This window comes from Streptomyces sp. CA-294286, from assembly GCF_050947155.1.
Classification (GTDB): Bacteria; Actinomycetota; Actinomycetes; order Streptomycetales; family Streptomycetaceae; genus Streptomyces.
Genome location: NZ_CP192005.1, coordinates 5,749,752 through 5,775,234, shown reverse-complemented (window position 1 = coordinate 5,775,234; position 25,483 = coordinate 5,749,752). Strand labels below are relative to the sequence as shown.

Here is a 25,483-nt window from a genome sequence, read left to right as displayed (position 1 = left end):
CGCTCAAAAGTCCCGGTCACACGCTTGGCAAGCGGCAGGCACACGGCAAGGAGCAGCGGATGACGAGTGGTTCCACGGCCCCGTGGGGGTCGTACTGGATGGAGTACCCGGATGGCGTACAGCCCGCCGAGCATCCCGGCCCCCCGCATGCGGACCTGGAGGCGGACACCGTCGTGGACGTCGCCGTGGTCGGCGGCGGCATCGCGGGGGTGTGCACGGCCTGGGAGCTGGCACGGGCCGGACGTTCGGTGCTCCTGCTGGAGGCCGACCGGATCGCCGCCGGGGTGACCGGGCACACCACCGCGAAGCTCTCGGCCCTGCACGGGCTCGCCTACCAGCGGATCCGGAGCACCCGGGGCGCGGACGCCGCGCGGCTCTACGCGCGCTCGCAGCAGGACGCGGTGGACCGGGTGGAGTCGGTGTGCCAGGAGCTGGACATCGACTGCGACTTCGAGCGCGTCCCGGCGTACACCTACAGCGAGACCGGCGAGCAGGCGCGCGCCGTGGTCGCCGAGGCGGAGGCCGCCCGGGACGCGGGGCTGCTCGCGACGTACGTGACGGAGACCGGGCTGCCGTTCCCGGTGACCGGGGCGGTGCGGGTGGAGGACCAGGCGCAGTTCCATCCGCGCAAGTACCTGCTGGCGCTGGTCGCCGACCTTCGGCGGCGCGGCGGGCGGATCGCCGAGGGCGCCCGGGTGACCGGGCTGCACGAGGGCGAGCCGTGCCGGCTGACCGTGGCGGGCGGCGGGCCGGGAAAGGCGGACCGGGAGGTGCGGGCGCGTGAGGTGGTGGTGGCCACGCACTATCCCGTCTTCGACCGGTCGTTGCTCTTCACCCGGCTGAAGCCGCACCGGGAGCTGGTGGTGGCCGGGACGATTCCGGCCGAGGACGACCCGCGCGGCATGTTCCTGACTCCGGAGGGCTCCACCCGTTCGGTGCGCACGGCCCCGTACGACGGCGCGCGCAGGCTCCTGATCGTCACCGGGGAGAAGTTCACGCCCGGCGAGGGCGACGTCGAGGAGCGGTACGCGCGGCTGGAGCGGTGGACGTCCGAGCGCTTCCCCGAGGTGCGGTTCACCCACCGCTGGGCCGCCCAGGACAACGAGCCGACGGACGGCGTGCCCTTCGTCGGCAGGCTGCGGCCGGGGGCCCGGCACAGCTGGGTGGCGGCCGGCTTCAACGGCTGGGGCATGAGCGCGGGGGTGATGGCGGGACGGCTGCTGGCCGCTCGGATCGCCGCGCAGGCCGCCGGGGACGCAGACGACGGGGAGAGCGACGAGGCCCTGGAGTGGGCGGAGCTGTACGACCCGGTGCGGCTGGCCCCGGTGCGCGAGGCTCCCGCCCTGCTGCGTACGGCGGGGGCCGCCGCCGGTCACTTCGTCGGCGACCGGCTGGCGAGTCACAGCGGGGTGCGGGACATTCCGCCCGGCGGCGGCGCGGTGGTGCGCGACGGGATGCGGCACGTTGCCGTGCACCGCGACGACACGGGCGCGTTGCACGCGGTGTCCGCACGGTGCACGCACCTGGGCTGCCTGGTCGGGTTCAACGACGCGGAACGCACCTGGGAGTGCCCGTGCCACGGCTCCCGGTTCGGGGTGGGCGGGGAGGTCCTCCAGGGGCCGGCCGTGCATCCGCTGGAGTGCGTGCAGAAGTTCGACGAGGCAGGATGCGGAACGGAAGCGGAGGATTCGGCGCAGTGACGGACATGATCCACCGGCCCGAACTGCCCGAGGCGCGGGGCGAGTTGTCTGAGGGCGTACGGTCGCTGCTGCGCGGCGGCCCGGTTCCGGTCGGGCCGCTGCTCAAGGAAGCCGCCCGGACGGACCCCTTCGGTGAGGACCTCCAACTGGCTCTGTACACCGCGTACGAACTCCACTACCGGGGCTTCGCCGGTGTCGCCGACGCGCTGGAGTGGGACCCGGAGCTGCTGCGCCTGCGCGGCGCGCTGGAGGAGGCGTTCCTCGGGGCGCTGCGCGAGGCCGACACCGGGTCCGACGACGTGACGGCCGAGCTGGACGCACTGCTGGTCGAGCCGGTGGAGGGGCACGGCATCTCGCACCGGCTGGCGGCCGACGGGACGTGGGAGCAGTTGCGGGAGGTGCTGGTGCACCGCTCGCTCTACCAGTTGAAGGAGTCGGACCCGCAGGCGTGGGTGATCCCCCGTCTTCAGGGGCAGGCGAAGGCGTCCCTGGTGGCGGTCGAGTACGACGAGTTCGGGGCCGGCCGTGGCGATCGGGTGCACGCCAAGCTGTTCGCCGACCTGATGGCGGGCGCGGGCCTGGACACCCGGTACGGCCACTACCTCGACGTGGTGCCCGCGGCCACGCTCGCCCCGGTGAACCTGATGTCGCTGTGCGGTCTGCACCGGGCCCTGCGCGGCGCGGCCGTGGGGTTCTTCGCCGCCCTGGAGATCACCTCGCCGCCGGGTGCCCGGCGGATGGCGCGGGCACTGGAGCGGTTCGACGCCGGAGAGCGGTGCACGCGCTTCTACACCGAGCACGTCGAGGCGGACGCCGTGCACGAGCAGGTGATGCGCCACGACGTGATCGGTGACCTCCTGGCGCGGGAGCCGGGGCTTGCGGGGGACGTGGCGTTCGGTATCCGGGCGATCGGGCTGTTGGAGGACCGCTGGGAACGCGAGGTGCTGGCGGCCTGGGACGCGGGTCGCAGTTCCCTGCGAGGGGCGGGGCTCGGGGACGCGTAGGCGAAGGCATGCGAGCGGGGCCCCGGAGGGGTGTCGACCGCGGCGTGGGAGCGGGTCCGCGCGGGAGCGGGGCGCGTGAAGGCGCAGACATGTGAGCGGGGCCCCGGAGGGGGTGTCGACTCGGGGCGCGTGCGGGCGCGCACCGCCGGGGCGGCAGGTGCGGGGGCGTGTGTCCGGGTGCCGGGGCTCAGGCGTACGGCGCCGCTTCGACGAGGCGGATCGCCGCCGCCAGGTCGCGCGGCCTGTGCACTCCTTCGGACGGGGCGGTGCGGGCCCACCCCGGGCCGGCGGCCAGCACCATCGGCTGGGTGCGGGCGCCGCGGATGCCCTGTGCGGTGGAGCGGACGAGACCGATGACCGAGCGGTCGGCCGTGGGCCGGGTCTGCGACCACAGCACGACGGCACGCGGTCCGGTCCGCCGGACTGCTTCGGACAGTGCGCCCAGCGGGACGGCGGCGCCGAACATCCGGGTCGGCACGCCCCGTTCCGAGAGGGCGGCGGTCAGCGACTCCAGGGCGAGGGTGTGCATCTCGCCCGGCAGGCAGGCCAGCAGGACGGGCCGCTCGTCGTCGCCGGGGTCCTTGGCGGGGCCGCTCCGGCGCAGGGCGGTGGAGATGTGCCAGGAGAGCAGGTGCTCGGCCTCCACGTACCGTTCGCCGGCCGCGTCCCCGGAGTTCGCCCAGGTACGGCCGATGGCACGCAGGGCGGGCGCCATCGCCTCGTGCCAGCTGCCGACGAGGCCGTGGGTGTGCACCGCGTCCGCGAGGAGTTGGTCGAGGGTGGGCGAGTCCAGGCGCACGGCCGCGTTGCGGAGCCCCCGCACCGTGCGGGCCGGGATCCCCGCGTCCGGGGCGGTGCGCGGGCCGGGTACGGGGAGTGCCCGCGTCCCGGGCTGCCGGACCGCGGGGTGCGCCGTCGGCGCGGGTCGCACGGGCGTCGGCGCACCGGGGTTCGGGTCTCGGCCGGGGTTTCTGGCCAGGCGGGCCGCGTCGGCCGGGGGGACCCCGCGGGCGGTCAGGGCGCACATGCGTTCCAGGAGTGCCACGTCGTCGGCGGTCCAGCGCCGGTGTCTGCCGTCGTCGCGGACGGCCGGGCCGATGCCGTAGCGGCGGTCCCAGGAGCGCAGGGTGGTGGGGGCGACGCCCAGCCGCCGGGCGACGGCCCCGGTGGTGAGTCCCGCCGTTCCCGCGTCGGCGGCGACCGGGTACCGTCCGGGCGGCTGCTGCGCACCGTCCGGCCGCCGGTTGCGCACTCCGCTCGCGAGACCGCTCCCCCGGTGCCGTCCGTCCTCGTCCGTGCCCCGGGGGCCCGTCGGATTGCCGTTCATGCGCCGACGATACGACGCACGAACGACGCGGGTTGCCGGGTTTGCCCAACTGCCACGAAGGTGGTCCACGCAGGAACGGCGACAGGTGTACGAGCCCGCCCTCCTCCACCACCGGCGTGTGGCGGGGACGCGGGCGCGCACGGAGGGACCGGGCCCCGGCCACGGAACCTCACCTGGTGCAGGTGGCGTCACGGACGGATGATCGGCCGCCCGTGACGCCGTTCCGGAACCGGACGCCCGGTCCATTCTCGGCTCCCCCCGGGCCGGGCGCCTCGGACTCGCTTCCCTCCGACCGCGGGACGGGCGCTCCCCCCGCTGCCCGTCCCGCAGGCCCGGGGAAGGCCGGTGCTCGTGCCGCAGCGGCCCGGACCCCGCCGCCGTCGGCCGACGGCTCGCGCGAGCAGGCCCGTCCGCGAGCCGGCCCCTCCCCGGGCACAAACGTTTCCGCGCGGGCCCCCCGGCCCTCACCCGTACGACGGCTTGCGGTCGCCGTCGGAGCGGACCGCCGACAGCATGACGGTGGCTGCACCCGTCGCAATCGGCCGGCACCCCGGCCCGCATCCGTCGACTCCGGAGGACCGCATGAGCACCGTCCGTGACCTGATGACCCCCGACGTCCGTTCGATCCCCGCGTCCGAGACCCTCGACCGGGCCGCCCAGCTGATGCGTGAGCACCACATCGGCGCCCTGCCGGTGCGGGGCGACGACGGCTCGCTGACCGGCATCGTCACGGACCGCGACATCATCGTGAAGTGCGTCGCCGCGGGGCACGACCCGGCGAGGACGACGGCGGGGGAACTGGCGGAGGGCGACCCGGTGTCGGTCGACGTGTCCGCGGATTCCGACGAGGCCGTACGCGTGATGAGCGACGCCCGCATCCGTCGGCTGCTGGTGCTGGACGGCGGCGAGCCGGTCGGCATGGTGACCGAGGCGGATCTGGCCCGCGCGCTGCCCTCGGACCAGCTCGTGGCCTTCGTCAGCGCGGTGTACGCGGGTCGCTGACCCGTCGCTCCTCCCCGTGCGAGGGAACGCGCCCCTCGCCACGGGAACGGCGCACCGCCGCTCGCGCGGCGGAACCGACGCCCCGCACCGCCCGTGCCGCGCCGGCCGTGACCGCCGCTCGCGAGGCGGCGGCCACGTCCCGCCTTGCGCCCGACCGGTCGGGCGCGCACGTCCGCACCCGTACCCGCCGCACAGGTGCCCCGCCCGGATCGACAACCGGGCGGGGCACCTGTGCGTGGCGCGCCGTGCGGAGCGGCACGTGTGCGTGCCGCTCCGCACGGAAGCGCGGGCGGCCGACGGGGTCAGGGCAGCTGCGACTCGATCGCCGCCCGCCCTTCCTGCTCCAGCCGTTTGCGCGCCCACTCCAGGTTCTCCGGTGTGAGGTCGCGGCCGGAGGCGAGAACCAGGTCCTCGGGGGTCGCGTCGTCGCTGCCGCCGCTGTGCAGGCGGCTGTCGGGGGTCACTACGGACGGGTCGGGTCCCTGCTCGCTCATGCGTCTCCTCGCTTCGTCCTCGTGGGGCACGTTCTGGTCCTGTCTCGATTCTTGTGCCCGCGTCCGGGTACCGCACCTTCGGCCCGGGATGCGTTCCCCGCGCGGATGCGGCAGCGTGTGGTCATGAGCGACACGCGCGAGGACAGCGACCTGCCCGAGGACGACGGCGTCCTCGACGCGCAGGACACGTTGATCAGCGATCACCTCGACTACGACCCGCTCGACTCCGGCATCGTCCCGCCCGACCACTGGTCGCCGGCCGAGTACTTCGGCACGACGGCCCAGGAGGCCCGGCGCGGCGAGTCCCTGGACCAGCTGCTCGCCGAGGAGGAGCCGGAGCCGGAACAGCGCGCCGGGGACGAGGTGGGCGAGGAGTACGCCGACGAACTGGACCTGGACTCCACGGACGACCTGTAAACCTGGACCTGGACTCCACGGACGACCTCTCAACACCGTTCGCGAGTTCAGGTGAACGTGTCCGGCCCCGCCGGGAATGCCCCTGTCCGGGCGGTACGGTGCCGGGCATGAACGGGGCACCGGACGCACGACCCCTCGGGGAATCCGACGGAACAAGCCGATCCTGCGCGTTCGGGGCCGAGTTGAGGCGGCTGCGGAACGAGCGCGCCATGTCCCTCACCGCACTCGCCCGAGCCATCCACTACAGCAAGGGCTACCTGAGCAAGATCGAGAACGGTGGAAAGCCGCCGACGCCGGACGTGGCGCGCCGCTGCGACGAGGTGCTGGAGGCGGGCGGCGCCCTGCGGCGGCTGGTGCCGGAAGTGCCCGCGTCGCGCCGGCCGCCTCCGCTGCCGTCGCCCGAAGGGGGCGGCCCCTACCGGGGGCTGGCGAGTTTCGGGCCCGAGGACGAAAGGTGGTTCTTCGGCCGGGAGCGTGCCACCGCGGACCTCCTGCGCCGCCTCGCGGAACGCGCGGACGCGGGGCCGCTCGTCCTGGTGGCGCCGTCCGGTGCCGGGAAGTCGTCCCTGCTCAGGGCCGGACTGCTGCCCGCGCTGCGGCGCGGGGCACTGAACGTCGCGGGCTCGCGCGACTGGCCTGCCGCCCTGTGCACGCCGACGGCGCGCCCGCTGAAGGAACTCCTGCGCTGTCTGGCCGAGGCGCTCGGCACCCAGCCCCGGCACACCCCCGGGGACGTGGCGGCGGATCCGGGCCTGTGGGCGGCGACGGTAGGGCGGCGGCCGGAGGATCCGGCGGGCGCTCCGCCGGGCGACCGCCGACTGGTGCTCCTCGTCGATCAGTTCGAGGAGGTCTTCACGCTGTGCGCGGACCCGGCCGAGCGGCGCGCCTACGTCGCCGCCCTGTGCGCCCTCGCCGCACCCGGCGGGCCCGCCGTGGTGGTGCTCGGCGTACGGGCCGACTTCACCGGCCGCTGCCTCGAACTGCCGTCGCTGGCAGCCGTGTTCACGCACGGGCTGTTCGCCCTGGGCCCGATGGGCGAGGCGGAGGTGCGTCAGGCGGTCGTCCGTCCCGCCGAACGGGCCGGGCTGTCCCTGGAACCCGGCCTCGCCGAGATCCTGCTGCGCGACCTCGGCCCGGGGCCCTCCGCCGCCGGCTCCCCCGGAGCGCTGCCGCTCCTGGCACACGCCCTGCTGGTCACCTGGCAGCAGCGCACCGGCAACACCCTCACGGTCGCCGGGTACGGGGCGACGGGCGGCATCCACGGAGCGGTCGCCCGCACCGCCGAGGACGTGTTCACCCGGCTGCTCCCGGCCGAGCGCGACATGGCCCGGCGGATACTGGTCCGCCTGGTCCACCTCGGCGAGGACGCCACCGAGTCCCGGCGGCGGGCCGCCCGCGAGGAGCTGCTCGGCCGGCTTCCCGACCGGCGCGGCGCGTCGGAGGCGCTGGACGCCTTCGTCCGGGCCCGGCTGCTGACGGTCGACCGGGACGCCGTGGAGATCACCCACGAGGCGCTGCTGCGGGCCTGGCCCCGGCTGCGCGAGTGGATCGACGCCGACCGGGCCGGGCTGCTGCTCCGCCAACAGCTCACCGCGTCGGCCGCCGAGTGGGTACGGGCGGACCGCGACCCGGCGCTGCTGCACCGCGGTTCCCGGCTGCGCACCGCCGCCGCATGGGTGGACCAGCGGGACAGCAGAGTCGAACTCGGGCCCGTCGAGGTGGAGTTCATCGAGGCGGCGCGGGCCGAGGAGCGGTCCCGGGCGCGCACCGAGCGGCGTCGGGTGCGCGCCAGGCGCGGCCTGCTCGCCACGCTCGCCGGGCTGCTGGTGCTGGCTGTCGGGGCGGGGGCCCTGGCGTTCCAGCAACGGGGCCGCGCGTACCAGGAGCGCCGCACGGCACAGTCCCAGGCGATGGCGGTACGGGCGGGGGCGCTCGCCGCGGGACGGCCGGAGGCGTCGATGCGGCTGGCCCTGGCGGCGTACCGCACGGCCCCCACCGTGGAGGCGCGCGGGGCGCTGCTCAGCACCCAGGCGCAGTACTTCGCGGGCCGGCTGACCGAGCACACCGGGCCGGTGAACACCGTGGCGTTCAGTCCGGACGGTACGACGCTGGCCTCGGCGGGCAACGACGGCGCGGTGCGGCTGTGGGGCGGCGCGGGGCACCGGCAGGTGCTGGCCACGCTGACCGGGCACGGCGGGCAGGTCCTGGGGGTGGCGTTCAGCCCGGACGGGCAGCGCCTCGCGTCGGCGGGCGCGGACGGCACCGTACGCCTGTGGCGGGTGCGCGACCACCAGGACGCGGTGGTGCTGACCGGGCACGGGGGGCCGGTGCGGTCGGTGGCGTTCGCGCCGGACGGCCGGAGCATGGCGACGGGCGGCGCGGACCGCACGGTGCGGGTGTGGGACGTGGCGGGCCGGGCGGAGCGGACGGCTCTGACGGGGCACGCCGACGCGGTGATGGCGGTCGCGTACGCGCCCGACGGGAAGCGGATCGCCTCGGCCGGAGCGGACCGGACGGTGCGGCTGTGGGACGTGACGGAGGGGTCGGCCGCGGCGACGGCCGAGGTGCTGCGCGGGCACACCGACGGGGTCCTCGGCGTCGCCTGGTCGCCCGACGGACGCCAGGTGGCCTCCGGCGGCGCGGACCGGACCGTACGGCTGTGGGACGCCCGCCGGGGCGGGCAGCGCGCGGAGCCGGCCCTCCTCACCGGGCACAGCGACGACGTCAACGCCGTCGCCTACCTCCCGGACGGATCGACCGTCGTCAGCACGGGGGGCGAGGGCACGGCACGGCTGTGGGACGTGGCGAGCCACCGCACCGTCACCACGCTCGCGGGGCATACGGACTACGTGCTGGGCGTCGCCGTCGGAGGCGGCCCGGACGGCGCGGTGCTGGCGACGGCGGGCTTCGACCGGACGGTGGTCCGCTGGGACCTGGGGCGCTCCACGATGACGGCGCGTCCGTTCGCCGAGTCGTGGCAGCCCGCCTTCTCGCCGGACGGACGGTGGCTGGCGTCCGCGAGCGCGGACCGCACGGTGCGGCTGTGGGACGCGCGGACGCACCGCGCCGCAGGGGTGCTCCGGGGCCACCGCGGATCGGTCTTCGGCATCGCCTGGTCGCCGGACGGGCGGCGGCTCGCCTCGGCCGGCGCGGACCGGACGGTGCGGGTGTGGGACACCCGCACGCGCCTGGCCGTCAGGGAACTCCCGGGGCACGGGGGTTCGGTGCTGGGGGTCGCCTGGTCGCCCGACGGCCGGTGGATCGCGTCGGCGAGCACCGACCGCACGGTACGGGTGTGGGACGCCCGCACGTTGCGTCCGGCCGCCACCCTCACCGGCCACCGGGACTTCGCCAACGCGCTCGCCTTCAGTCCGGACGGGTCCACCGTGGCGTGCGGCGGCGACGATCTGACGGTACGGCTCTGGAGCGTCCCCGGGTGGCGGCCGCTGGGCGCGCTGCACGGGCACACGGGCTCGGTGCGGGCGGTCGCGTTCGCCGGGGACGGGCGGACGCTGGCGAGCGGCGGCAACGACGGGACGGTACGCCTCTGGGACACCGCCGCCCGCACCCTGACGGCGGCGCTCTCGGGCCACAACGGCGCGGTGCGCGCGGTGGTCTTCGCCCCCGGCGGCCGGCGCGTCCTCGCCAGTAGCGGCAGCGACGGGAGCGTGCGCCTGTGGGACGCCGCGCGGGGGTTGCCGTCGGCGACGCTGGGCGGGCACGGCGGGGCGGTCTGGGGCCTCGCCTTCGACCGGCGTACGGGCACCCTCGCGAGCAGCAGCAACGACGGCACCGTCCGGCTCTGGGACACCGACGAGCGACGGCGGGAGGCGGCGGTGTGCGCGCTGGTGGGCTGTCCGGCGCCCTGACGGCGGCGTCGGCGGGGACGGCCATCGGACGACGGGCCGGCCGCGGTACGCGGCGGCGGGCGTCGCCTGGCTGTTTCCCCCGGGCGTTTCCCGTTTCCCGTCGCGCGGGAGACAGCCGGGGTCTCGACACCCGCCGCACGCCCGCTCCAGGCTCGGATCGGCAGGACGCTCCACCGACGCCCGGCGCACACGCCGTCGGCTCGCCCTCGTCCACGCCGCTACCGCACTCTTCCGCAATCGAACGGGGAACCCACTCATGCAGCACACCAGCCGTCTCCGGCGCCGGGCATCGAGCGCCGCCGTCGCCACCGCCGGGATCCTGGCCCTGTCCGCCGCCGGACCGCTGGCATCCGCCACCGCGGACGCGACCGGCACCCGGGCCGCACGGGTGGCCGGCGCCGCCGCTGCCGCCTGCGACGTCCTGGCGCCCGGCGCCTCCGCCACGGCTCAGAAGGCGGTCCGGGCCGCATGCACGCAGCTCGGCGTCTGGTACACGTGGGGCGGCGGGCACGGGCCGCAGCCGGGGCCCACCTACGGCCAGGTCGACCCGACCGACCCCGACAGCTCCCAGGATCCGTACCGCAAGGGATTCGACTGCTCGGGCTTCGTGCGGTGGGCCTACGCCCAGGCCACCGGCCGGGACGTCCTCAACGGCAACGCGCACAGCCAGTACCACTCCAGCCGGGTGAGCGCGCGCTTCACCGCCGCGCAGGGCCTGGCCCCGCTCGTTCCCGGGGACCTGGTGGTGTGGGGCAACGCGCGCAAGATCCACCACATCGCGATCTACCTCGGCAACGGGAAGATGGTCGAGGCCAAGGAGTCGGGCACCAGGATCATGGTCAGCGACGTCCGGCTGGGCGGCGACTACTTCGGGGCGGTGCGCATCGACGCGGATCCGGGGCAGGGCAAGGACCACAGCACGTGGGGCACCGGCGTGTGGACGCACTCCGAGGCGTCGACGACGAGCGCCAGGGTGCACAGGTTCGCCGGACCGACGGCGGTCCGCATCCAGTGCCAGAAGCGCGCCCAGCGGGTGACGGCCGAGGGCATCACCAACGACGCCTGGTCCTACCTCCCGGACCACAGGTCGTGGATCACGAACATCTACATCAAGGGTCCGGCCTGGCTGGAGGGCGTGCCGACCTGCCCGTAGGTCCGCCGCGGATCCGTCGGTGCGCTTCCGCCGCACCGCACGCCACCCCCGTCCCGCCCCCGCTCGGGGTCGCCCTCCTTGCCGAGGCGGCCCCGAGCGGGCCGGCGCATGTCCGGCCCACTCGACCGGCACGTCACCGGGACACCGGGTCTCCGAAGCACCGGGTGTCCGAAGCACCGGGCCACCGGATTACCGGCGACGAGCCGTCACCTCACGCGCCGGGTCCGTCGGATGAGGGCCGGGACAGCTCCTGACGCACCCGTCGCGCCGCCGCCGTCATGCGCTCCAGCGCCGGACGCACCTCCTCCCAGCCGCGGGTCTTCAGGCCGCAGTCCGGATTGATCCACAGCCGATGGGCCGGCACGGCCCGCAGCGCGCGGTCCACCAGGTCGGACACCTCCCGCTCCGCCGGAACCCGGGGCGAGTGGATGTCGTACACCCCCGGTCCCACTTCGCGCGGATAACCGACCTCGGCCAGCTCCTCGGCGATCCGCATGTGCGAGCGGGCCGCCTCCAGGCTGATCACGTCGGCGTCCAGGTCGTCGATGGCGGCGATGATCTCGCCGAACTCCGCGTAGCACATGTGCGTGTGGATCTGTGTGGACGCCCGCACGCCACTGGTGGCCAGCCGGAACGAGTCGGTGGCCCACGCGAGGTAGGCCGCACGGTCCACCGCCCGCAACGGCAAGGTCTCGCGCAGTGCGGGCTCGTCCACCTGGATGACCGAGCTCCCCGCCGCCTCCAGGTCCGCCACCTCGTCCCGCAGCGCGAGTGCGACCTGCCGGGCGGTCTCTCCCCGCGGCTGGTCGTCCCGTACGAAGGACCAGGCCAGCATGGTGACGGGGCCGGTCAGCATGCCCTTGACCGGCCTGTCGGTGAGGGACTGGGCGTACGAGGTCCACGGCACGGTCATCGGCGCGGGCCGGGAGACGTCCCCGGCCAGGATCGGGGGCCGGACGTAACGGGTGCCGTACGACTGGACCCAGCCGTGCCGGGTGGCGAGGTAGCCGTCGAGGCGTTCGGCGAAGTACTGGACCATGTCGTTGCGTTCGGGCTCGCCATGCACCAGGACGTCGAGGCCCGCCTTCTCCTGGAAGGAGATCACCTCGCGGATCTCGGCGGCGATCCGGGCGTCGTACGTCTCGGCGTCGATCCTTCCCGTCCGCAGCGCGGCGCGTGCGGAGCGCAGTTCGTCGGTCTGCGGGAAGGAGCCGATGGTGGTCGTCGGCAGCTTCGGCAGTCCCAGCGCGGCCTGCTGGAGAGGCGCGCGTGCGGCGTACGGCAGGTCACGGTGCGCGTCGGCCGCGGTCACGGCGGCGGTCCGGGCGCGGACCGCGGGGTCACGGGCGAGGGCGGAGGCGGTGCGGGCGCGCAACGCCGCCCGGTTGGCGTCGAGCCGCGCTTCGATGGTGTCGGTCCCCTCGCGCAGGGCGCGGGCCAGGGCGACGACCTCGTCGGTCTTCTGCCGGGCGAACGCGAGCCACCCGGAGACCTCCGGCGCGAGGTCCTGCTCGTCTCCCGCGTCGAGCGGCACGTGCAGCAGCGAGCACGAAGGGGCGACGTCGACCCGGTCGGCGAGGCCCAGGAGGGTGGCCAGGGTGGCGAGCGACCGGGAGAGGTCGTTGATCCACACGTTGCGTCCGTCGACGACGCCGGCGACGAGCCGTTTGCCGGGCAGTCCGCCGACGGCGGCCAGTGCGTCGAGGTTGGCCGCCGCGGGTCCGGTGAAGTCCAGCGCCAGCCCTTCGACGGGGCTCTGCGCGAGGACGGGCAGCGCGTCGCCGAGCCGGTCGAAGTACGAGGCGACGAGCAGCCGCGGCCGGTCGGCGAGAGCGCCGAGGTCGCGGTAGACGCGGGCGACGGCGTTCAGCACGGCCGGCGGCTGGTCCTGTACGAGGGCGGGCTCGTCGAGCTGCACCCAGCTCGCCCCGGCGGCGCGGAGATCGGCGAGGATCTCGGCGTACACGGGCAGCAGCCGGTCGACGAGGGTCAGCGGATCGAAGCCGTTGTCGATGCCCGGGGCGGGTTTGGCGAGCAGCAGGAAGGTGACCGGCCCGACGAGCACGGGCCGGACCTCGCCGACGCCGAGCGAGAGGGCTTCGCGCACCTCTTCGACCAGCCGGGACGAGTCGGCGGCGAAGACCGAACCGGGGCCCAACTCGGGCACCAGGTAGTGGTAGTTGGTGTCGAACCACTTGGTCATTTCGAGCGGGGCGGCCTCCGCGGTGCCGCGGGCCATGGCGAAGTACCCGTCGAGCGGGTCGTCGGCGCAGGCGCGGCGGTGCCGCCCGGGGATCGCCCCGAGCGTGACGGCGGTGTCCAGCACGTGGTCGTACAACGAGAAGTCGCCGACCGGGACTTCGTCGATTCCGGCTGCCGCCAGCTCCCGCCAGACGTCCCGGCGCAGGTTCGCGGCGACGGCCCGCAGTTCGTCGGCGCCGGAGCGGCCCGCCCAGTAGGCCTCGGTGGCCTTCTTGAGTTCACGTCGGGGGCCTTGCCTGGGGTAGCCGTGCAGGGTGGCCCGGAGGGGCTGCGGCACGGTGGGGGTGGGGGTGGGGGTGGGGGTGGGGGTGGCGTCGGGGTCTGCCACGGAACTCTCCTTCGCGAGTCGCGGGTGATCCCGGGCGACGCGTGCGAGGAGGCCGGAGCAGGCGCGGAGGCCACGGAGCAGCGCGTACGACTGGTGTGCGCGCGAACGTCCGCCTGCTTCCCACCGGCCCTCCCACGAGGCCGCCGAGATCGCCGTACGCACGGATGGGCGCACGGGCAGTGGCAGGTCTTCGGACTCGCGGGCACGCCGGGGCCTGTTGCCTCCCGGACACCTACCGGCCGCCGCTTCCCGGGCCCCTTCGTACTGGCCCAGTGCGTATGACGGCTTTCGTTCCCACTCACCGCTGCGGGGCAGTCCCGGATTTCCACCGGGTTCCCTCTTGCGACGCTTCCGCCTGGCGGACGGAGCGAACCAGCTGCGACGCCACCCTAACCCCTCGTGCGTGCGGTTCACCCCCTTGGTGGACAACCGCTCGTCGGCGTACGGCAGTTCCTCCCCGCGCTACCGACGGTAGGCCCGCCCTCCGCCATCCGGCCTACCCCGACCGGGCGAATTGTCCTCCCGTCGGGCCGCACCGCCGCCCGGCCGGGGCACCTGTGCCCCATGTCCGCCGCACTCCGCCCCCGACTCCGTCGAAGGACGAGCCCGTGGCGTGCGCTCGTCGCGCTGCTGGCGTGCGCCGCCGTGCTCGCGCTGCCGTCGGGGGGCGGCGCGGGCGGTTCCGCCGACGCGGAGGCCGTGAGCGGGTCGTCCTCGTCCGGCGTGTCGGAGCAGGTCGGAGCACTCGGATCCGCGGGTTCCTCCGGGGCGGCGGGGTTCCCCGGGACGGCCGGGCTCCACGGGGCCGCCGGGCTTCCCGGTGCGGCCGGTGAGGGCGAAGCGGTGCCGGACGGGTCCGTCGACACCGAACTCCGGCCGCAGGCGGGCAGTGCTCGTCGTCCCACGGTGGTTCCGTCCTGGCCGCGGCACCGTCCGCCCGCCGTCGTCGTCGGGGTCCGCCCGGTGCACCTCCCGCGGACCGGGGCGCCCGCCGGTACCGCACCGGCCCGGGGCCCCGCCCCGTACGTCGTGCGCTGCGCGGTCCTGCGCTGCTGAAGGGCCCCGTACCGGCGCGCCCGTGTCCGCCGGTGCACCGCGTCCGCCTGCCCGCCCCGGTGCGCGCAGGGCCTTTCCGTACCGCGAAGGATGTTCCCACCATGCCCATCGACCCCTTCCTCGCCCTGAACGCGATGATCCGCGCCGAAGCCGCCCGCTCCGCGGAGCCGGTCCCGCGCGGGAAGCCGCGCGAGGCCGCCCGCCCCGCCCCGGACTCCGACCGGCGGGAGCGCGCCGTGACCCGCTCCCGCGGCGGTGACCGGGAGACGCACCGGCCCGGCCCCGACGACGGTCACCGCGGGAGCTGAGCCACGGCGGGAGGGCCGGACGCGCCGTCACGGCCCGCCCGGCCCTCCCGCTCGCCTCACCGCGCGAGCCGCGGCACGGCCGCCGGGCCGCTCACAGCGGTCGGTGCATGACGTGCAGTGCGACGTACCCCTGTACCGGGTGGTGGAAGGCCTCCGGAACGGTGCCGACGATGCGGAACCCGAGGCGTTCGTAGAGGCGTACGGCATGGGTGTTGGTCGCGGCGACGGCGTTGAACTGCATCGCGCGGAATTTCTTGTCGCGCGCCCAGTCGAGGGTGTGTTCGACGAGGGCACGGCCGACGCCGCGGCCGCCGTGCCGGGGGTCGACCATGTAGCTGGCGCTGGCGACGTGGGCGCCGTTCCCGTGCTGGTTGTTGTTCATCTTGGCGGTGCCGAGGACCGTGCCGGTCGCTTCGTCGACGGCGACGACCGTGCGGTTCGGCGCGTTGAGCATCCACCAGCCGCGCCCCGCGTCCCGGTCGAGGTCGGTGGGGAAGGTGAAGGTGTCCCCGGCCGCGGTGATCTTGTGGAAGAAGGGCCAGATCGCGGCCCAGTCGTCGGCGGTGGCTTCTCTGATCAGCATCAGGACATGGTGCGGTCCGGCACCCGCCTGCCGCCAGGCGTTTTTTCTTCGCCCGTCGTGCGGTCATCGGGAAACGACCTTGAGACACCGACAGGCACTGTGAGACAGTAGCGTCTCAACAACGTCACCTCTGTCTCGAATGGAAGCGCCATGTCCTCCCCCGCCGCCCGGCCCGACGCCGGGTCCACCGCCCCGCACGCGGAATCCCGGCCGGATCCCGGGCGGCTCGGCTCCGGTCTCGATCCGCGACGGTGGGTCGTGCTGGCGATCCTCTCGGGCAGCCTGCTGCTGATCGCGATGGACACCACGATCCTCAACGTCGCGTTCCCGTCCCTGGTCTCCGACCTCCAACCTGGTTCCGTCGAGCAGCTGTGGATCATCGACGTGTACGCGCTGGCCCTGTCCGGGCTGCTGGTCACGGCGGGAGCGCTGGGCGACCGGCTGGGCCGTAAGAGGATGCTGCTGACCGGTTTCGTCCTCTTCGCGCTGGCCTCGCTGCTCGCGGTGCTCTCCACCGAGGCGTGGCACGTGATCGCGGCCCGTGCGCTGCTCGGAGTCGGCGGTGCGGCGATCATGCCGTCCACGCTGTCGATCCTGCGTCACGTCTTCACCGACGCCCGCGAGCGGGCCTTCGCGTTCGCCGTGTGGGCGGCCGTCTTCGGTGGCGGCATGGCGCTCGGCCCGGTCGTCGGCGGGCTGCTGGTGGAGGACTTCGGCTGGCACTCGGCGTTCCTGCTGAACATTCCCGTGGCCGCCCTGGTGATCGCCCTGGGCGCCCGGTTCCTGCCCGAGTCGTACGCGCCGCGCAGCGGCCGGTGGGACTGGTGGGGCGTCGGCCAGTCGATCGTCGGCATGCTCGCCCTCGCGGGCGGCATCAAGCAGCTCGGCAAGAGCGGCTTCGCGGACCCCCTGCCGTGGGCGCTCCTCGCGCTGGCCGCGCTCGCCCTCACGGTCTTCGTGCGCCGCCAGCTCCGTCTGGAGAATCCCCTGTTGCAGGTCAGGCTCTTCGCCAACCGGGCCTTCTCCGTCGCCGCCACCGCGATCTTCCTCGGCATGGTCGGCATGGGCGCGGTGCTCTTCCTCGTCACCCAGTGGCTCCAGTACGGCCAGGACTACACCCCGCTCGAAGCCGGCGTGCGCCTGCTGCCCGCCTCGCTCGGCCTGGTCCTCACGTCCATGGTGACCCCGGCCCTGATGCAGCGGTTCCCGATCCGGCACGTCCTGGGAATCGGCCTGCTCGTCATGACCGCGGGCCTCGCCATGCCGTGGACCGTCCAGCGGTTCACGGACATCGGCTACCCGGCGGTCGCAGTCGCCCTGGCCGTCCTCGGCATGGGCGTCGGCATCGCGACCACCGTCGCCTCGGTGACGCTCATGGCCGCCACGCCGGCCGACGACGTCGGCGGTGCGGCGGCCGTCGAGGAGACCTGCTACGAGCTGGGCGCGGCGCTCGGCGTCGCCATCCTGGGCAGCCTGGCCACCGCGCTCTACCGCGCCGGGCTCCCGGCCCTCGACCTGGACGGCGGCACGGCGGCCTCGGTACGGGACTCGGTCGGCGAGGCCGCACACGTCGCACACTCCCTCGGCGGCGAGGCCGGCCGGACCCTGCTGGACGCGGTCTCGGCCGCCTACACGACGGCCATCACCCCGGCCTTCCTGGCCGGTGCGGTGCTGACCCTGGGCGCGACGGCGGTGACGTGGGCGTGGATCCCGCGCGACCTGCGCCCCACGGAGAACGCGCACTGAGCAGCGCACGCACGACCCTACGACGGTCGGCCGGTCCGGCGGGTCGGGGTCGGGGTCCGGTCCGGGTCCGGTCCGGGTCCGGTCCGGCGGGTCCACCGGACCGGTTCGGCCATCCCGTCGGGACCGGTTCGGCCATCCCGTCGGGACCGGTTCGGCCGTCCCGTCGGGACCGGTTCGGGCGTCGACTAGCCTTCTCGATCATGTGGATCGAGAAGGCGAGCGAAAGCCTGCGCGAGGCAGCCGCCGAGGCGACCCTGCCCCGCCACGTCCAGCTCGGCCCGCCCGCCCCCGCTGCGCCGTCCGCACCGGGCCACCGGACCGATCCGTCTCCGAAAGGCTGAGCGCATGCAGCACGTACACCCCGCAGACGCCCCCGTGCTCGTACACGTCGAGGGCCGCGCGGGGCACCTCGTCCTCAACCGCCCCCGTGCCCTCAACGCACTCACCCACCCCATGGTCCGCGCCCTGGACGCCGCGCTCGCCGCCTGGGAGTCGGACCCCGCCGTCGAGACCGTGGTGCTCTCGGGCGCGGGTGAGCGGGGGCTCTGTGCGGGGGGAGACATCCGGGCCATTCACGACGACGCGCGGGACGGTGACGGACGGGCGACGGAGGCGTTCTGGTGGGACGAGTACCGGCTGAACGCGCGCATCGCACGCTTCCCCAAGCCGTACGTCGCCCTGATGGACGGGATCGTGATGGGCGGCGGCGTCGGCGTGAGCGCGCACGGCGGCGTGCGCGTCGTCACCGAGCGTTCCCGCGTCGCCATGCCGGAGACGGGCATCGGTTTCGTTCCGGACGTCGGCGGTACGCATCTGCTGGCCCGGGCCCCCGGGGAGCTGGGCACGTACCTGGCGCTGACCGGCACGGCCGTCGGTGCCGCCGACGCCCTGCTGTGCGGCCTCGCCGACCATTTCGTACCGTCGGACCGCCTGGCGGGCCTGGTGGGCGACCTGGCGGTCGCACCCGCGCGGGAGGCGGTGCGCCTGCGGGCCGCCGACGCCCCGCAGGACGGTCTGCTGGACGGAGCGCGTGAGTGGATCGACCACTGTTTCGCGGCGGACACGGCGGAGGAGATCGTCGGCCGACTCACGGACACCGGGGTGCGGGCGGCGAAGGAGGCCGCCGAGACGCTCCTCGCCAAGTCGCCGACCTCGGTCAAGGTGACCCTGGAGGCCGTCCGTCGGGCCCGTGGACTCGGCTCGCTGGAGCAGGTGCTGGCGCAGGAGTACCGGGTGTCGTGCACGGCGCTGCGCGGGCCGGACCTGGTGGAGGGGGTGCGTGCGCAGATCGTCGACAAGGACCGCGATCCGCACTGGTCGCCCGCGACGCTGGGCGAGGTGTCCAGAACGACGGTGGCCCGGCACTTCGCGTCGCGCGGGGCGGGGCGGGAGCTGACGTTCGGCGACGCACCGCGAGTGTGACTGCCCCCGCGTGACTGGCCCCACGTGTTCACCTCCCGCACACGGCACGGCCCTTCCGGTCTCATCAGGCGGGTGCGGCGGGTGCACGCTACGCGTCGGCGGGGGCTCCTGGGGCGCGCGGGGACGACGGGGACGAGCCGAAGACCGTCCGCGCACTCGCGGGCGGCTGACCGGGGGCCCTTTGTCCGAGTCGCTCGGGCAGCACGGTGGCCAGGACGTGCAGGAACGCACGGGCCGCCGAACCCGCCGGTCCCGCCGCCCGTTGGGCGAGGACGATGCGGGCGCGCGGGCAGGGGTCGGCGAGCACGAGCGTACGAAGGCCAGGCCCGGCCCCGGTCGCCGTTCCGTACGGCAGTACGGCAACCCCCAGGCCGCGTGCGGCGAGTTGCAGGAGCACCGAGGGAACGGATGCCTCGAAGGCGACCGTCGGCCGGAATCCCGCTGCCGCACAGCCGCGCTCCAGGGCCCCGCGCGCCCCGGTACCGGCCGGCAGGCTGATCAGGGCGCGCCCCCGGAGCGCGCTGAGTGGGATGCCGGGACCGACGGAGCCGTCGGAGCTGCTGGGCGCCACTGCGGAACCCGGGCCCGCCCCGGACTCCGGGTCGCCCTCCCCCGCCCCCGCGCCGTCCTCCACACCGTCGCGCGGTCCCGGCTCCGTCCCGGGTCCCCGTCCGTCCGCACAAGCGGTCAGCGGGTCGTCCGCGGGGGCGACGGCCACCAGGGGTTCGTCGAGCAGGGTCTGGAAGCTGAGGCCGGGCGGGGGATGTTCCTCGGGCGGGCCCACCAGGGCCATGTCGAGCTCGCCCCGCCGCAGGGCGGCCAGCAGCCGGGCGGAGGTGTCCTCGGTGAGGGCGAACTCGACTCCTGGGTGCGCGTCGTGGAAGTCGGCGAGCACCCCGGCCACGCCGAACTCGTCGGCCGGGGCCCCGAGCAGCGTCCCGAGCCTGACCCGGCCGCGCAGGAGCCCGGTGAGCCCGTCCGCCGTATCGCGTACGGCGTCCGCCGCGGCGAGCGTCGCGCGGGCGTGCGGGAGGATCGCCTCGCCCGCTTCGGTGAGGCTGATGCGCCGACCCGTACGGTCCAGCAGTCGCTGTCCCAACTCCTTTTCCAGCTGGCGCACTTGTGCGCTGACGCCGGGCTGGGCGAGATGCAGGCGGGCGGCGGCGCGGGTGAAGTTCTCCTCTTCCGCGACGGTGACGAAGTACCGCAGCTGACGCAGTTCCATAACCGCTGATGCTAGTGCGCAGCAGAAACCCTTCCTGGACTTCCGGGACCGCATCCCAACACCCTTGTGTCCATGGGGAACACGAGAGATACCGTGCAGGTCAGGGAAGCGATCGCGGAGGAGCGGCGGGAACTGGCGGACCTGCTGGACGCCTTGCCCGCAGAGCGGTGGGACGAGCCGACGCTGTGCGCGGGGTGGCGGGTGCGGGAGGTCGCGGCGCATATGTCCTTCGGGTTCCGTCACCCCCTGCCCAAGGTGCTGGCGGAGCTGGTCCGGGCGCGGGGCAGCATGGACCGGATGACCGACCGGGTGGCCCGCAGGGAGGCCGCCTCGATGTCGAAGCGGGCCCTCGCGGCGGCGCTGCGGGACAACGCCCACCACCCGTGGAAGCCGCCGGTCGGCGGCTGGCCGGCGGCTCTCGGCCACGACGTGGTGCACGGGCTGGACATCGGCATCGCGCTCGGCCTGGTGGACCGCCGGGTGCCCGAGGAGCGGCTGCGCATCGTGCTGGGGACGGCGAGCCCCCTGGGCACGAGGTTCTTCGGCGCGAAGCTGGACGGCGTACGGCTGCAGGCGGACGACCTGGACTGGGAGTACGGCAGCGGCAGCACCGTGACCGGGTCGGCCCAGGACCTGGTGGTGGTGCTGTTCGGGCGGAAGGTGCCGCCGGGCCGGCTGGGCGGGACGGCGAGCGGACGGTTCGTCGCCGACGGCGCGATCGGCTGAACACCCGTGCCGCGAGGCGGCGTTTCCGCGCCCGCCCGGGGTACGCGCCGTACACACGCGTACGGAACGGCGATGCGGCGGAGGCGGACGGAATCATGGCAGTGACGAAGCGAACGGTGCTGGTACTGGACTGCGCGGAGGCGGACGAGCTGGCCGAGTTCTACGCCAGACTCCTCGACGCGGAGACCCGCAGGGGCGAGGACATGGACTTCGTGGAGATCGTCGGCCACGAGGGCGTCCATCTGGCGATCCGGCGCGACCACGGCTACGCGCCGCCGAGCTGGCCGCGTCCGGACGACTCACAACAGGCCCACCTGCGGATCCTGGTGGCGCCGGACGACATGGACGAGGCGGAGCGCGAGGTCATCGGCCTGGGCGCGCGACCGCTGGAGACCCCCAACTATTCGGGGCTGAGCCGGGACGTGCGCCGCTATTCCGACCCCGCGGGGCACCCCTTCACCCTGGTTTCCTCGCCGACGGGACGCGGCGAGGAGCAGACGCAGGGCGAACTCCGCATGGCGTGAACACGGCACGAGTACGGCGTGCGGGCGGTTCGCCGACGTGCGCGCGGGCGCACTCGCCCCGTGCGGACGACCGCTTCCGTCCCTGCCGGACAACCGTCTTCCGTACTCGTCAGTAGGGCATTCGGGTGAACGGATCAAGCCTGGTCAGGAGAGGTCAAGGTCACAGCGGTTACCCCTGCTGCACCTTTGGCGGACTGCCCTAGCATCTGAGCATGACGGTCCTGCCTGACGACGGGCTCTCCCTGGCCGCCGAGTTCCCTGATGCGACCCATGAGCAGTGGCAGCGCCTGGTGGAAGGCGTGCTGCGCAAATCGGGTAAAGACGTCACGGGAGCTGCGGCGGAAGACGCCCTCTCCACCTCCCTCGACGACGGGCTGACGACGCGCCCGCTCTACACCGCCGACACCCCCGCCCGTACCGCGCACGGCGGACCCGGGCTGCCCGGTTTCGCCCCCTTCACCCGGGGATCGTCCGCTGCCGGTGCGACGGCCGCGGGCGGCTGGGACGTACGGCAGCGGCACGAACGCCCCGATCCCGCGCGCGCCAACGAGGCCGTGCTGGCCGACCTGGAGAACGGCGTCTCCTCGCTGTGGCTGGCGGTGGGCGCCGCCGGACTGCCCGTGTCCGGCCTGGAGCAGGCCCTCGACGGGGTCTACCTCGACCTCGCCTCCGTCGCGCTCGACGCGGGACCCTCATTCGATTCCGCCGCACGGGAGTTGCTCCGACTGTACGAGGCGCGCGGCGTGCAACCCGGGGAAGCGCGCGGCAATCTGGGCGCCGATCCGCTGGGCCATGCCGCCCGTACCGGTGTGCACGACCCCTCGCTCGCACAGTCCGCGGTGACGCTCGCCGAACTGACCGCCCGTCAATTCCCGCACGTGCGTGCTCTGGTGGTGGACGCGCTGCCGTACCACGAGGCGGGTGCCTCGGCGGCCCAGGAACTGGGCTGCTCGGTGGCCACCGGCGTCGCGTATCTGCGCGACCTCACCTCCTCGGGCCTGGACGTCGACGCGGCCTGCGGGCAGCTCGAATTCCGGTACGCGGCCACCGCCGACCAGTTCCTCACCATCGCCAAGCTGCGTGCGGCCCGCCGGTTGTGGGCCCGTGTCGCCGAGGTGTGCGGGGCGACCGGAGCCGCCGGACAGCGGCAGCACGCGGTGACGTCGTCGGTGATGATGACGCGCCGCGATCCGTGGGTGAACATGCTGCGCACGACGATCGCCTGCATGGCGGCCGGAGTGGGCGGCGCGGACGCCGTCACGGTCCTGCCGTTCGACCAGGCCCTCGGGCTGCCGGACGCGTTCGCGCGCCGTATCGCCCGCAACACCTCCACCATCCTGGTCGAGGAGTCGCACCTGTCGCGCGTGGTCGACCCGGCGGGCGGCTCCTGGTACGTCGAGCAGCTCACGGACGAGCTGGCGGCGGCGGCCTGGGCGTGGTTCCAGGAGATCGAGCAGGCGGGCGGCCAGGCCGACGCGCTGGCGTCCGGACTGGTCGGCGAGCGCATCGCCGCGGCGTGGGAGAAGCGCAGGAAGGCGCTCGCCACACGCCGCGAGCCCATCACCGGCGTCAGCGAGTTCCCGCTGCTCGCCGAACGCGCCGTGGACCGTGACCCGGCGCCCGCGGCGCCTTCCGGCGGGCTCCCCCGGGTCCGCAGGGACGAGGACTTCGAGGCCCTGCGCGCCCGCTCGGACGCGCACCTGGCGGCGACCGGGGCCCGGCCCCGCGTGTTCCTCGCCGCCCTGGGACCGGCGGCCGCGCACACCGGCCGGGCGACCTTCGCCGCGAACCTCTTCCAGGCGGGCGGCGTCGAACCGGTGCACGACCCGGTGACGGTCGACGCCTCGTCCGCGGCGGCGGCGTTCGCCGCGAGCGGTGCGCGGGTCGCCTGCATCTGTTCCAGTGACGCCCTGTACGCCGAGCAGGCGGCCGACGTCGCCGCCGCGCTCAAGGGCGCGGGGGCGCGGACGGTGTTCCTGGCGGGTCGCCCGGGGGAAGCCGAAGAGACGTACCGGAGTGCCGGCGTCGACGAGTTCGTCTTCGCGGGCTCGGACGCGGTGGCCACGCTCACCGCCGTCCTCGACCGTATGGAAGTGAAGTAATGGGCAGCATCCCTGACTTCTCGCAGATCCCCCTCGCGGCGGACCCCGCCCCGGCCGCCTCCGAGGAGCAGTGGCGCGCGGCCGTCAAGGAGTCGACCGGACGCAGCGCCGAGGACCTGGTGTGGGACACCCCCGAGGGCATCCCGGTGAAGCCGCTGTACACCGGCAAGGACACCGAGGGCCTGGACTTCCTGCACACCTACCCGGGTGTGGCCCCGTATCTGCGCGGCCCGTACCCCACCATGTACGTCAACCAGCCGTGGACGATCCGCCAGTACGCGGGCTTCTCCACGGCCGAGGAGTCCAACGCCTTCTACCGGCGCAACCTGGCCGCCGGACAGAAGGGCCTCTCGGTCGCCTTCGACCTGCCCACCCACCGGGGGTACGACAGCGACCATCCGCGGGTGACGGGCGACGTCGGCATGGCGGGTGTGGCCATCGACTCGATCCTCGACATGCGGCAGCTCTTCGACGGCATCCCGCTGGACCGGATGTCGGTGTCGATGACGATGAACGGCGCGGTGCTCCCGGTGCTGGCGCTCTACATCGTGGCGGCCGAGGAGCAGGGGGTGCCGCCGGAGAAGCTGGCGGGGACCATCCAGAACGACATCCTCAAGGAGTTCATGGTCCGCAACACCTACATCTATCCGCCGAAGCCCTCGATGCGGATCATCTCGGACATCTTCGCGTACACCTCGCAGAAGATGCCGCGCTACAACTCCATCTCGATCTCGGGCTACCACATCCAGGAAGCGGGCGCGACGGCCGACCTGGAGCTGGCGTACACCCTCGCCGACGGTGTGGAATACCTGCGTGCAGGTCTCGAAGTCGGCCTGGACGTCGACGCGTTCGCGCCCCGACTGTCGTTCTTCTGGGCGATCGGCATGAACTTCTTCATGGAGGTCGCCAAGCTGCGGGCGGCCCGTCTGCTGTGGGCGAAGCTGGTGAAGCAGTTCGATCCACGGAACCCCAAGTCGCTCTCCCTGCGCACCCATTCGCAGACCTCGGGCTGGTCGCTGACCGCGCAGGACGTCTTCAACAACGTGCCGCGCACCTGCATCGAGGCGATGGCCGCCACACAGGGCCACACCCAGTCGCTGCACACCAACGCCCTCGACGAGGCACTCGCGCTGCCCACCGACTTCTCCGCGCGCATCGCCCGCAACACGCAGCTCCTCCTCCAGCAGGAGTCGGGCACCGGCCGGGTCATCGACCCGTGGGGCGGCAGCGCGTACGTCGAGAAGCTGACGTACGACCTGGCGCGGCGCGCCTGGCAGCACATCGAGGAGGTCGAGGCGGCCGGCGGCATGGCGAAGGCCATCGACGCGGGCATCCCGAAGCTGCGCATCGAGGAGGCGGCGGCGCGCACCCAGGCCCGGATCGACTCCGGCCGCCAGCCCGTCGTCGGCGTCAACAAGTACCGGGTGGAGACGGACGAGCAGATCGACGTCCTGAAGGTCGACAACTCGTCGGTCCGCACGCAGCAGCTCGCGAAGCTGAAGCGGCTGCGCGAGGAACGCGACGAGGCGGCCTGTCAGGACGCGCTGCGGGCGCTGACGGCGTCCGCCGAGCGCGGTTCGTCCCGTTCCCTCGACGACAACCTGCTGGCGCTCGCCGTGCACGCGGCCCGTGCGAAGGCGACCGTCGGCGAGATCTCGGACGCGCTGGAGAAGGTGTACGGGCGGCACGCGGGCCAGATCCGTACGATCGCCGGTGTGTACCGCAACGAGGCAGGAGAGTCCCCTTCCGTGGAGCGCACCCGCACGCTGGTCGACGCGTTCGAGGAGGCGGAGGGACGGCGTCCGCGCATCCTGGTCGCCAAGATGGGCCAGGACGGGCACGACCGCGGCCAGAAGGTGATCGCCACCGCCTTCGCCGACCTGGGTTTCGACGTGGACGTCGGTCCGCTGTTCCAGACCCCGGCGGAGGTGGCGCGGCAGGCCGTCGAGGCGGACGTGCACATCGTCGGCGTCTCCTCGCTGGCCGCGGGGCACCTCACGCTCGTACCGGCGCTCCGGGAGGAGCTGGCGGCGGAGGGCCGCGAGGACGTGATGATCGTCGTCGGCGGCGTCATCCCGCCGCAGGACGTTCCGGCGCTGCACGAGGCGGGCGCGACGGCCGTCTTCCCGCCGGGCACGGTGATCCCGGACGCGGCGTACGACCTGGTGGAACGGCTGGCGGCGGACCTCGGGCACGAACTGCCCGTACCGCCGGCCGTCACGGGCGAGGGCTGAG

General features: G+C 74.3%; 20 protein-coding genes and 1 riboswitch. Of the genes, 15 read left to right on the top strand and 5 right to left on the bottom strand.

The window, feature by feature from the left end; genetic code table 11:
- The first annotated feature begins 59 nt into the window (after nt 1-59).
- Together ACQPZG_RS30240 and ACQPZG_RS30235 are read left to right on the top strand one after the other, a co-directional pair.
- On the top strand, nt 60-1,700 hold the full coding sequence (locus ACQPZG_RS30240; protein ID WP_433548862.1) for an FAD-dependent oxidoreductase: 1,641 nt from the start codon (nt 60-62) through the stop codon (nt 1,698-1,700).
- A gap of 5 nt (nt 1,701-1,705) precedes the next feature.
- Nucleotides 1,706-2,704 carry an iron-containing redox enzyme family protein gene (locus ACQPZG_RS30235; protein ID WP_433549605.1) on the top strand — a complete coding sequence of 333 codons (999 nt, stop codon included), beginning with the start codon at nt 1,706-1,708 and terminating at the stop codon, nt 2,702-2,704.
- Nucleotides 2,705-2,891: 187 nt separating this feature from the next.
- On the opposite strand, the gene ACQPZG_RS30230 is transcribed toward ACQPZG_RS30235, so the two are convergent.
- Entirely contained in the window at nt 2,892-4,031 is a 1,140-nt protein-coding gene (locus tag ACQPZG_RS30230; RefSeq protein ID WP_433548861.1) for a MerR family transcriptional regulator, read from the bottom strand.
- 582 nt (nt 4,032-4,613) lie between these two features.
- Between ACQPZG_RS30230 and ACQPZG_RS30225 the strand changes: the two genes are divergently transcribed.
- Nucleotides 4,614-5,033, top strand: a complete 420-nt coding sequence (locus tag ACQPZG_RS30225; protein WP_433548860.1) for a CBS domain-containing protein — start codon at nt 4,614-4,616, stop codon at nt 5,031-5,033.
- Nucleotides 5,034-5,335: 302 nt separating this feature from the next.
- Here ACQPZG_RS30225 and ACQPZG_RS30220 read toward each other — a convergent pair whose 3' ends face one another.
- Complete coding sequence (locus tag ACQPZG_RS30220; protein WP_433548859.1) at nt 5,336-5,527, bottom strand: hypothetical protein; 192 nt, start codon at nt 5,525-5,527, stop codon at nt 5,336-5,338.
- A 123-nt stretch (nt 5,528-5,650) separates the two neighbouring features.
- On the opposite strand from ACQPZG_RS30220, the gene ACQPZG_RS30215 reads away from it, so the two are divergent.
- The 3 genes from ACQPZG_RS30215 (at nt 5,651) to ACQPZG_RS30205 (ending at nt 10,966) form a co-directional block, all read left to right on the top strand.
- On the top strand, nt 5,651-5,944 hold the full coding sequence (locus ACQPZG_RS30215) for a hypothetical protein (RefSeq protein WP_433548858.1): 294 nt from the start codon (nt 5,651-5,653) through the stop codon (nt 5,942-5,944).
- Nucleotides 5,945-6,051: 107 nt separating this feature from the next.
- A complete protein-coding gene (locus ACQPZG_RS30210; RefSeq protein WP_433548857.1) occupies nt 6,052-9,813 on the top strand; it encodes a helix-turn-helix domain-containing protein in 3,762 nt (1,253 codons plus the stop codon).
- Nucleotides 9,814-10,069: 256 nt separating this feature from the next.
- Nucleotides 10,070-10,966: a C40 family peptidase gene (locus ACQPZG_RS30205; RefSeq protein WP_433548856.1), complete on the top strand. Its 897-nt coding sequence runs from the start codon at nt 10,070-10,072 to the stop codon at nt 10,964-10,966.
- A gap of 211 nt (nt 10,967-11,177) precedes the next feature.
- On the opposite strand, the gene metE is transcribed toward ACQPZG_RS30205, so the two are convergent.
- Complete coding sequence (gene metE / locus ACQPZG_RS30200; protein WP_433549604.1) at nt 11,178-13,505, bottom strand: 5-methyltetrahydropteroyltriglutamate--homocysteine S-methyltransferase; 2,328 nt, start codon at nt 13,503-13,505, stop codon at nt 11,178-11,180.
- A gap of 215 nt (nt 13,506-13,720) precedes the next feature.
- Nucleotides 13,721-13,949, bottom strand: a riboswitch (cobalamin riboswitch).
- A 171-nt stretch (nt 13,950-14,120) separates the two neighbouring features.
- Between metE and ACQPZG_RS30195 the strand changes: the two genes are divergently transcribed.
- Both ACQPZG_RS30195 and ACQPZG_RS30190 read left to right on the top strand, forming a co-directional pair.
- On the top strand, nt 14,121-14,612 hold the full coding sequence (locus ACQPZG_RS30195; RefSeq protein WP_433548855.1) for a hypothetical protein: 492 nt from the start codon (nt 14,121-14,123) through the stop codon (nt 14,610-14,612).
- Between the two features lie 101 nt (nt 14,613-14,713).
- Complete coding sequence (locus tag ACQPZG_RS30190) at nt 14,714-14,920, top strand: hypothetical protein (RefSeq protein ID WP_433548854.1); 207 nt, start codon at nt 14,714-14,716, stop codon at nt 14,918-14,920.
- A 91-nt stretch (nt 14,921-15,011) separates the two neighbouring features.
- Here the strand turns inward: ACQPZG_RS30190 and ACQPZG_RS30185 are convergent, their stop codons facing one another.
- Nucleotides 15,012-15,503 (bottom strand): N-acetyltransferase family protein, encoded by a 492-nt coding sequence (locus ACQPZG_RS30185; protein WP_433548853.1) that lies wholly within the window; start codon nt 15,501-15,503, stop codon nt 15,012-15,014.
- Between the two features lie 150 nt (nt 15,504-15,653).
- Between ACQPZG_RS30185 and ACQPZG_RS30180 the strand changes: the two genes are divergently transcribed.
- The 3 genes from ACQPZG_RS30180 to ACQPZG_RS30170 all read left to right on the top strand — a co-directional run bounded on the left by ACQPZG_RS30180 (nt 15,654) and on the right by ACQPZG_RS30170 (nt 18,671).
- Nucleotides 15,654-17,249: an MFS transporter gene (locus tag ACQPZG_RS30180; RefSeq protein ID WP_433548852.1), complete on the top strand. Its 1,596-nt coding sequence runs from the start codon at nt 15,654-15,656 to the stop codon at nt 17,247-17,249.
- A 200-nt stretch (nt 17,250-17,449) separates the two neighbouring features.
- Nucleotides 17,450-17,590 (top strand): hypothetical protein, encoded by a 141-nt coding sequence (locus ACQPZG_RS30175; protein WP_433548851.1) that lies wholly within the window; start codon nt 17,450-17,452, stop codon nt 17,588-17,590.
- 4 nt (nt 17,591-17,594) lie between these two features.
- Nucleotides 17,595-18,671: an enoyl-CoA hydratase/isomerase family protein gene (locus ACQPZG_RS30170; RefSeq protein ID WP_433548850.1), complete on the top strand. Its 1,077-nt coding sequence runs from the start codon at nt 17,595-17,597 to the stop codon at nt 18,669-18,671.
- 88 nt (nt 18,672-18,759) lie between these two features.
- Here the strand turns inward: ACQPZG_RS30170 and ACQPZG_RS30165 are convergent, their stop codons facing one another.
- On the bottom strand, nt 18,760-19,896 hold the full coding sequence (locus ACQPZG_RS30165; RefSeq protein WP_433548849.1) for a LysR family transcriptional regulator: 1,137 nt from the start codon (nt 19,894-19,896) through the stop codon (nt 18,760-18,762).
- A 72-nt stretch (nt 19,897-19,968) separates the two neighbouring features.
- Between ACQPZG_RS30165 and ACQPZG_RS30160 the strand changes: the two genes are divergently transcribed.
- The 4 genes from ACQPZG_RS30160 (at nt 19,969) to scpA (ending at nt 25,482) form a co-directional block, all read left to right on the top strand.
- Nucleotides 19,969-20,622, top strand: coding sequence for a maleylpyruvate isomerase family mycothiol-dependent enzyme (locus ACQPZG_RS30160; RefSeq protein ID WP_433548848.1), 654 nt, complete (start codon nt 19,969-19,971; stop codon nt 20,620-20,622).
- Between the two features lie 95 nt (nt 20,623-20,717).
- Nucleotides 20,718-21,146, top strand: a complete 429-nt coding sequence (locus ACQPZG_RS30155; RefSeq protein WP_433548847.1) for a VOC family protein — start codon at nt 20,718-20,720, stop codon at nt 21,144-21,146.
- A gap of 212 nt (nt 21,147-21,358) precedes the next feature.
- Nucleotides 21,359-23,248 (top strand): methylmalonyl-CoA mutase small subunit, encoded by a 1,890-nt coding sequence (gene mutA, locus ACQPZG_RS30150; RefSeq protein WP_433548846.1) that lies wholly within the window; start codon nt 21,359-21,361, stop codon nt 23,246-23,248.
- The gene (gene scpA / locus ACQPZG_RS30145; protein WP_433548845.1) at nt 23,248-25,482 is read left to right on the top strand and encodes a methylmalonyl-CoA mutase; all 2,235 of its coding nucleotides are present in this window, start codon (nt 23,248-23,250) and stop codon (nt 25,480-25,482) included. Before mutA ends, scpA begins: the two co-directional genes overlap by 1 nt.
- The last annotated feature ends 1 nt before the right edge of the window (nt 25,483 follow it).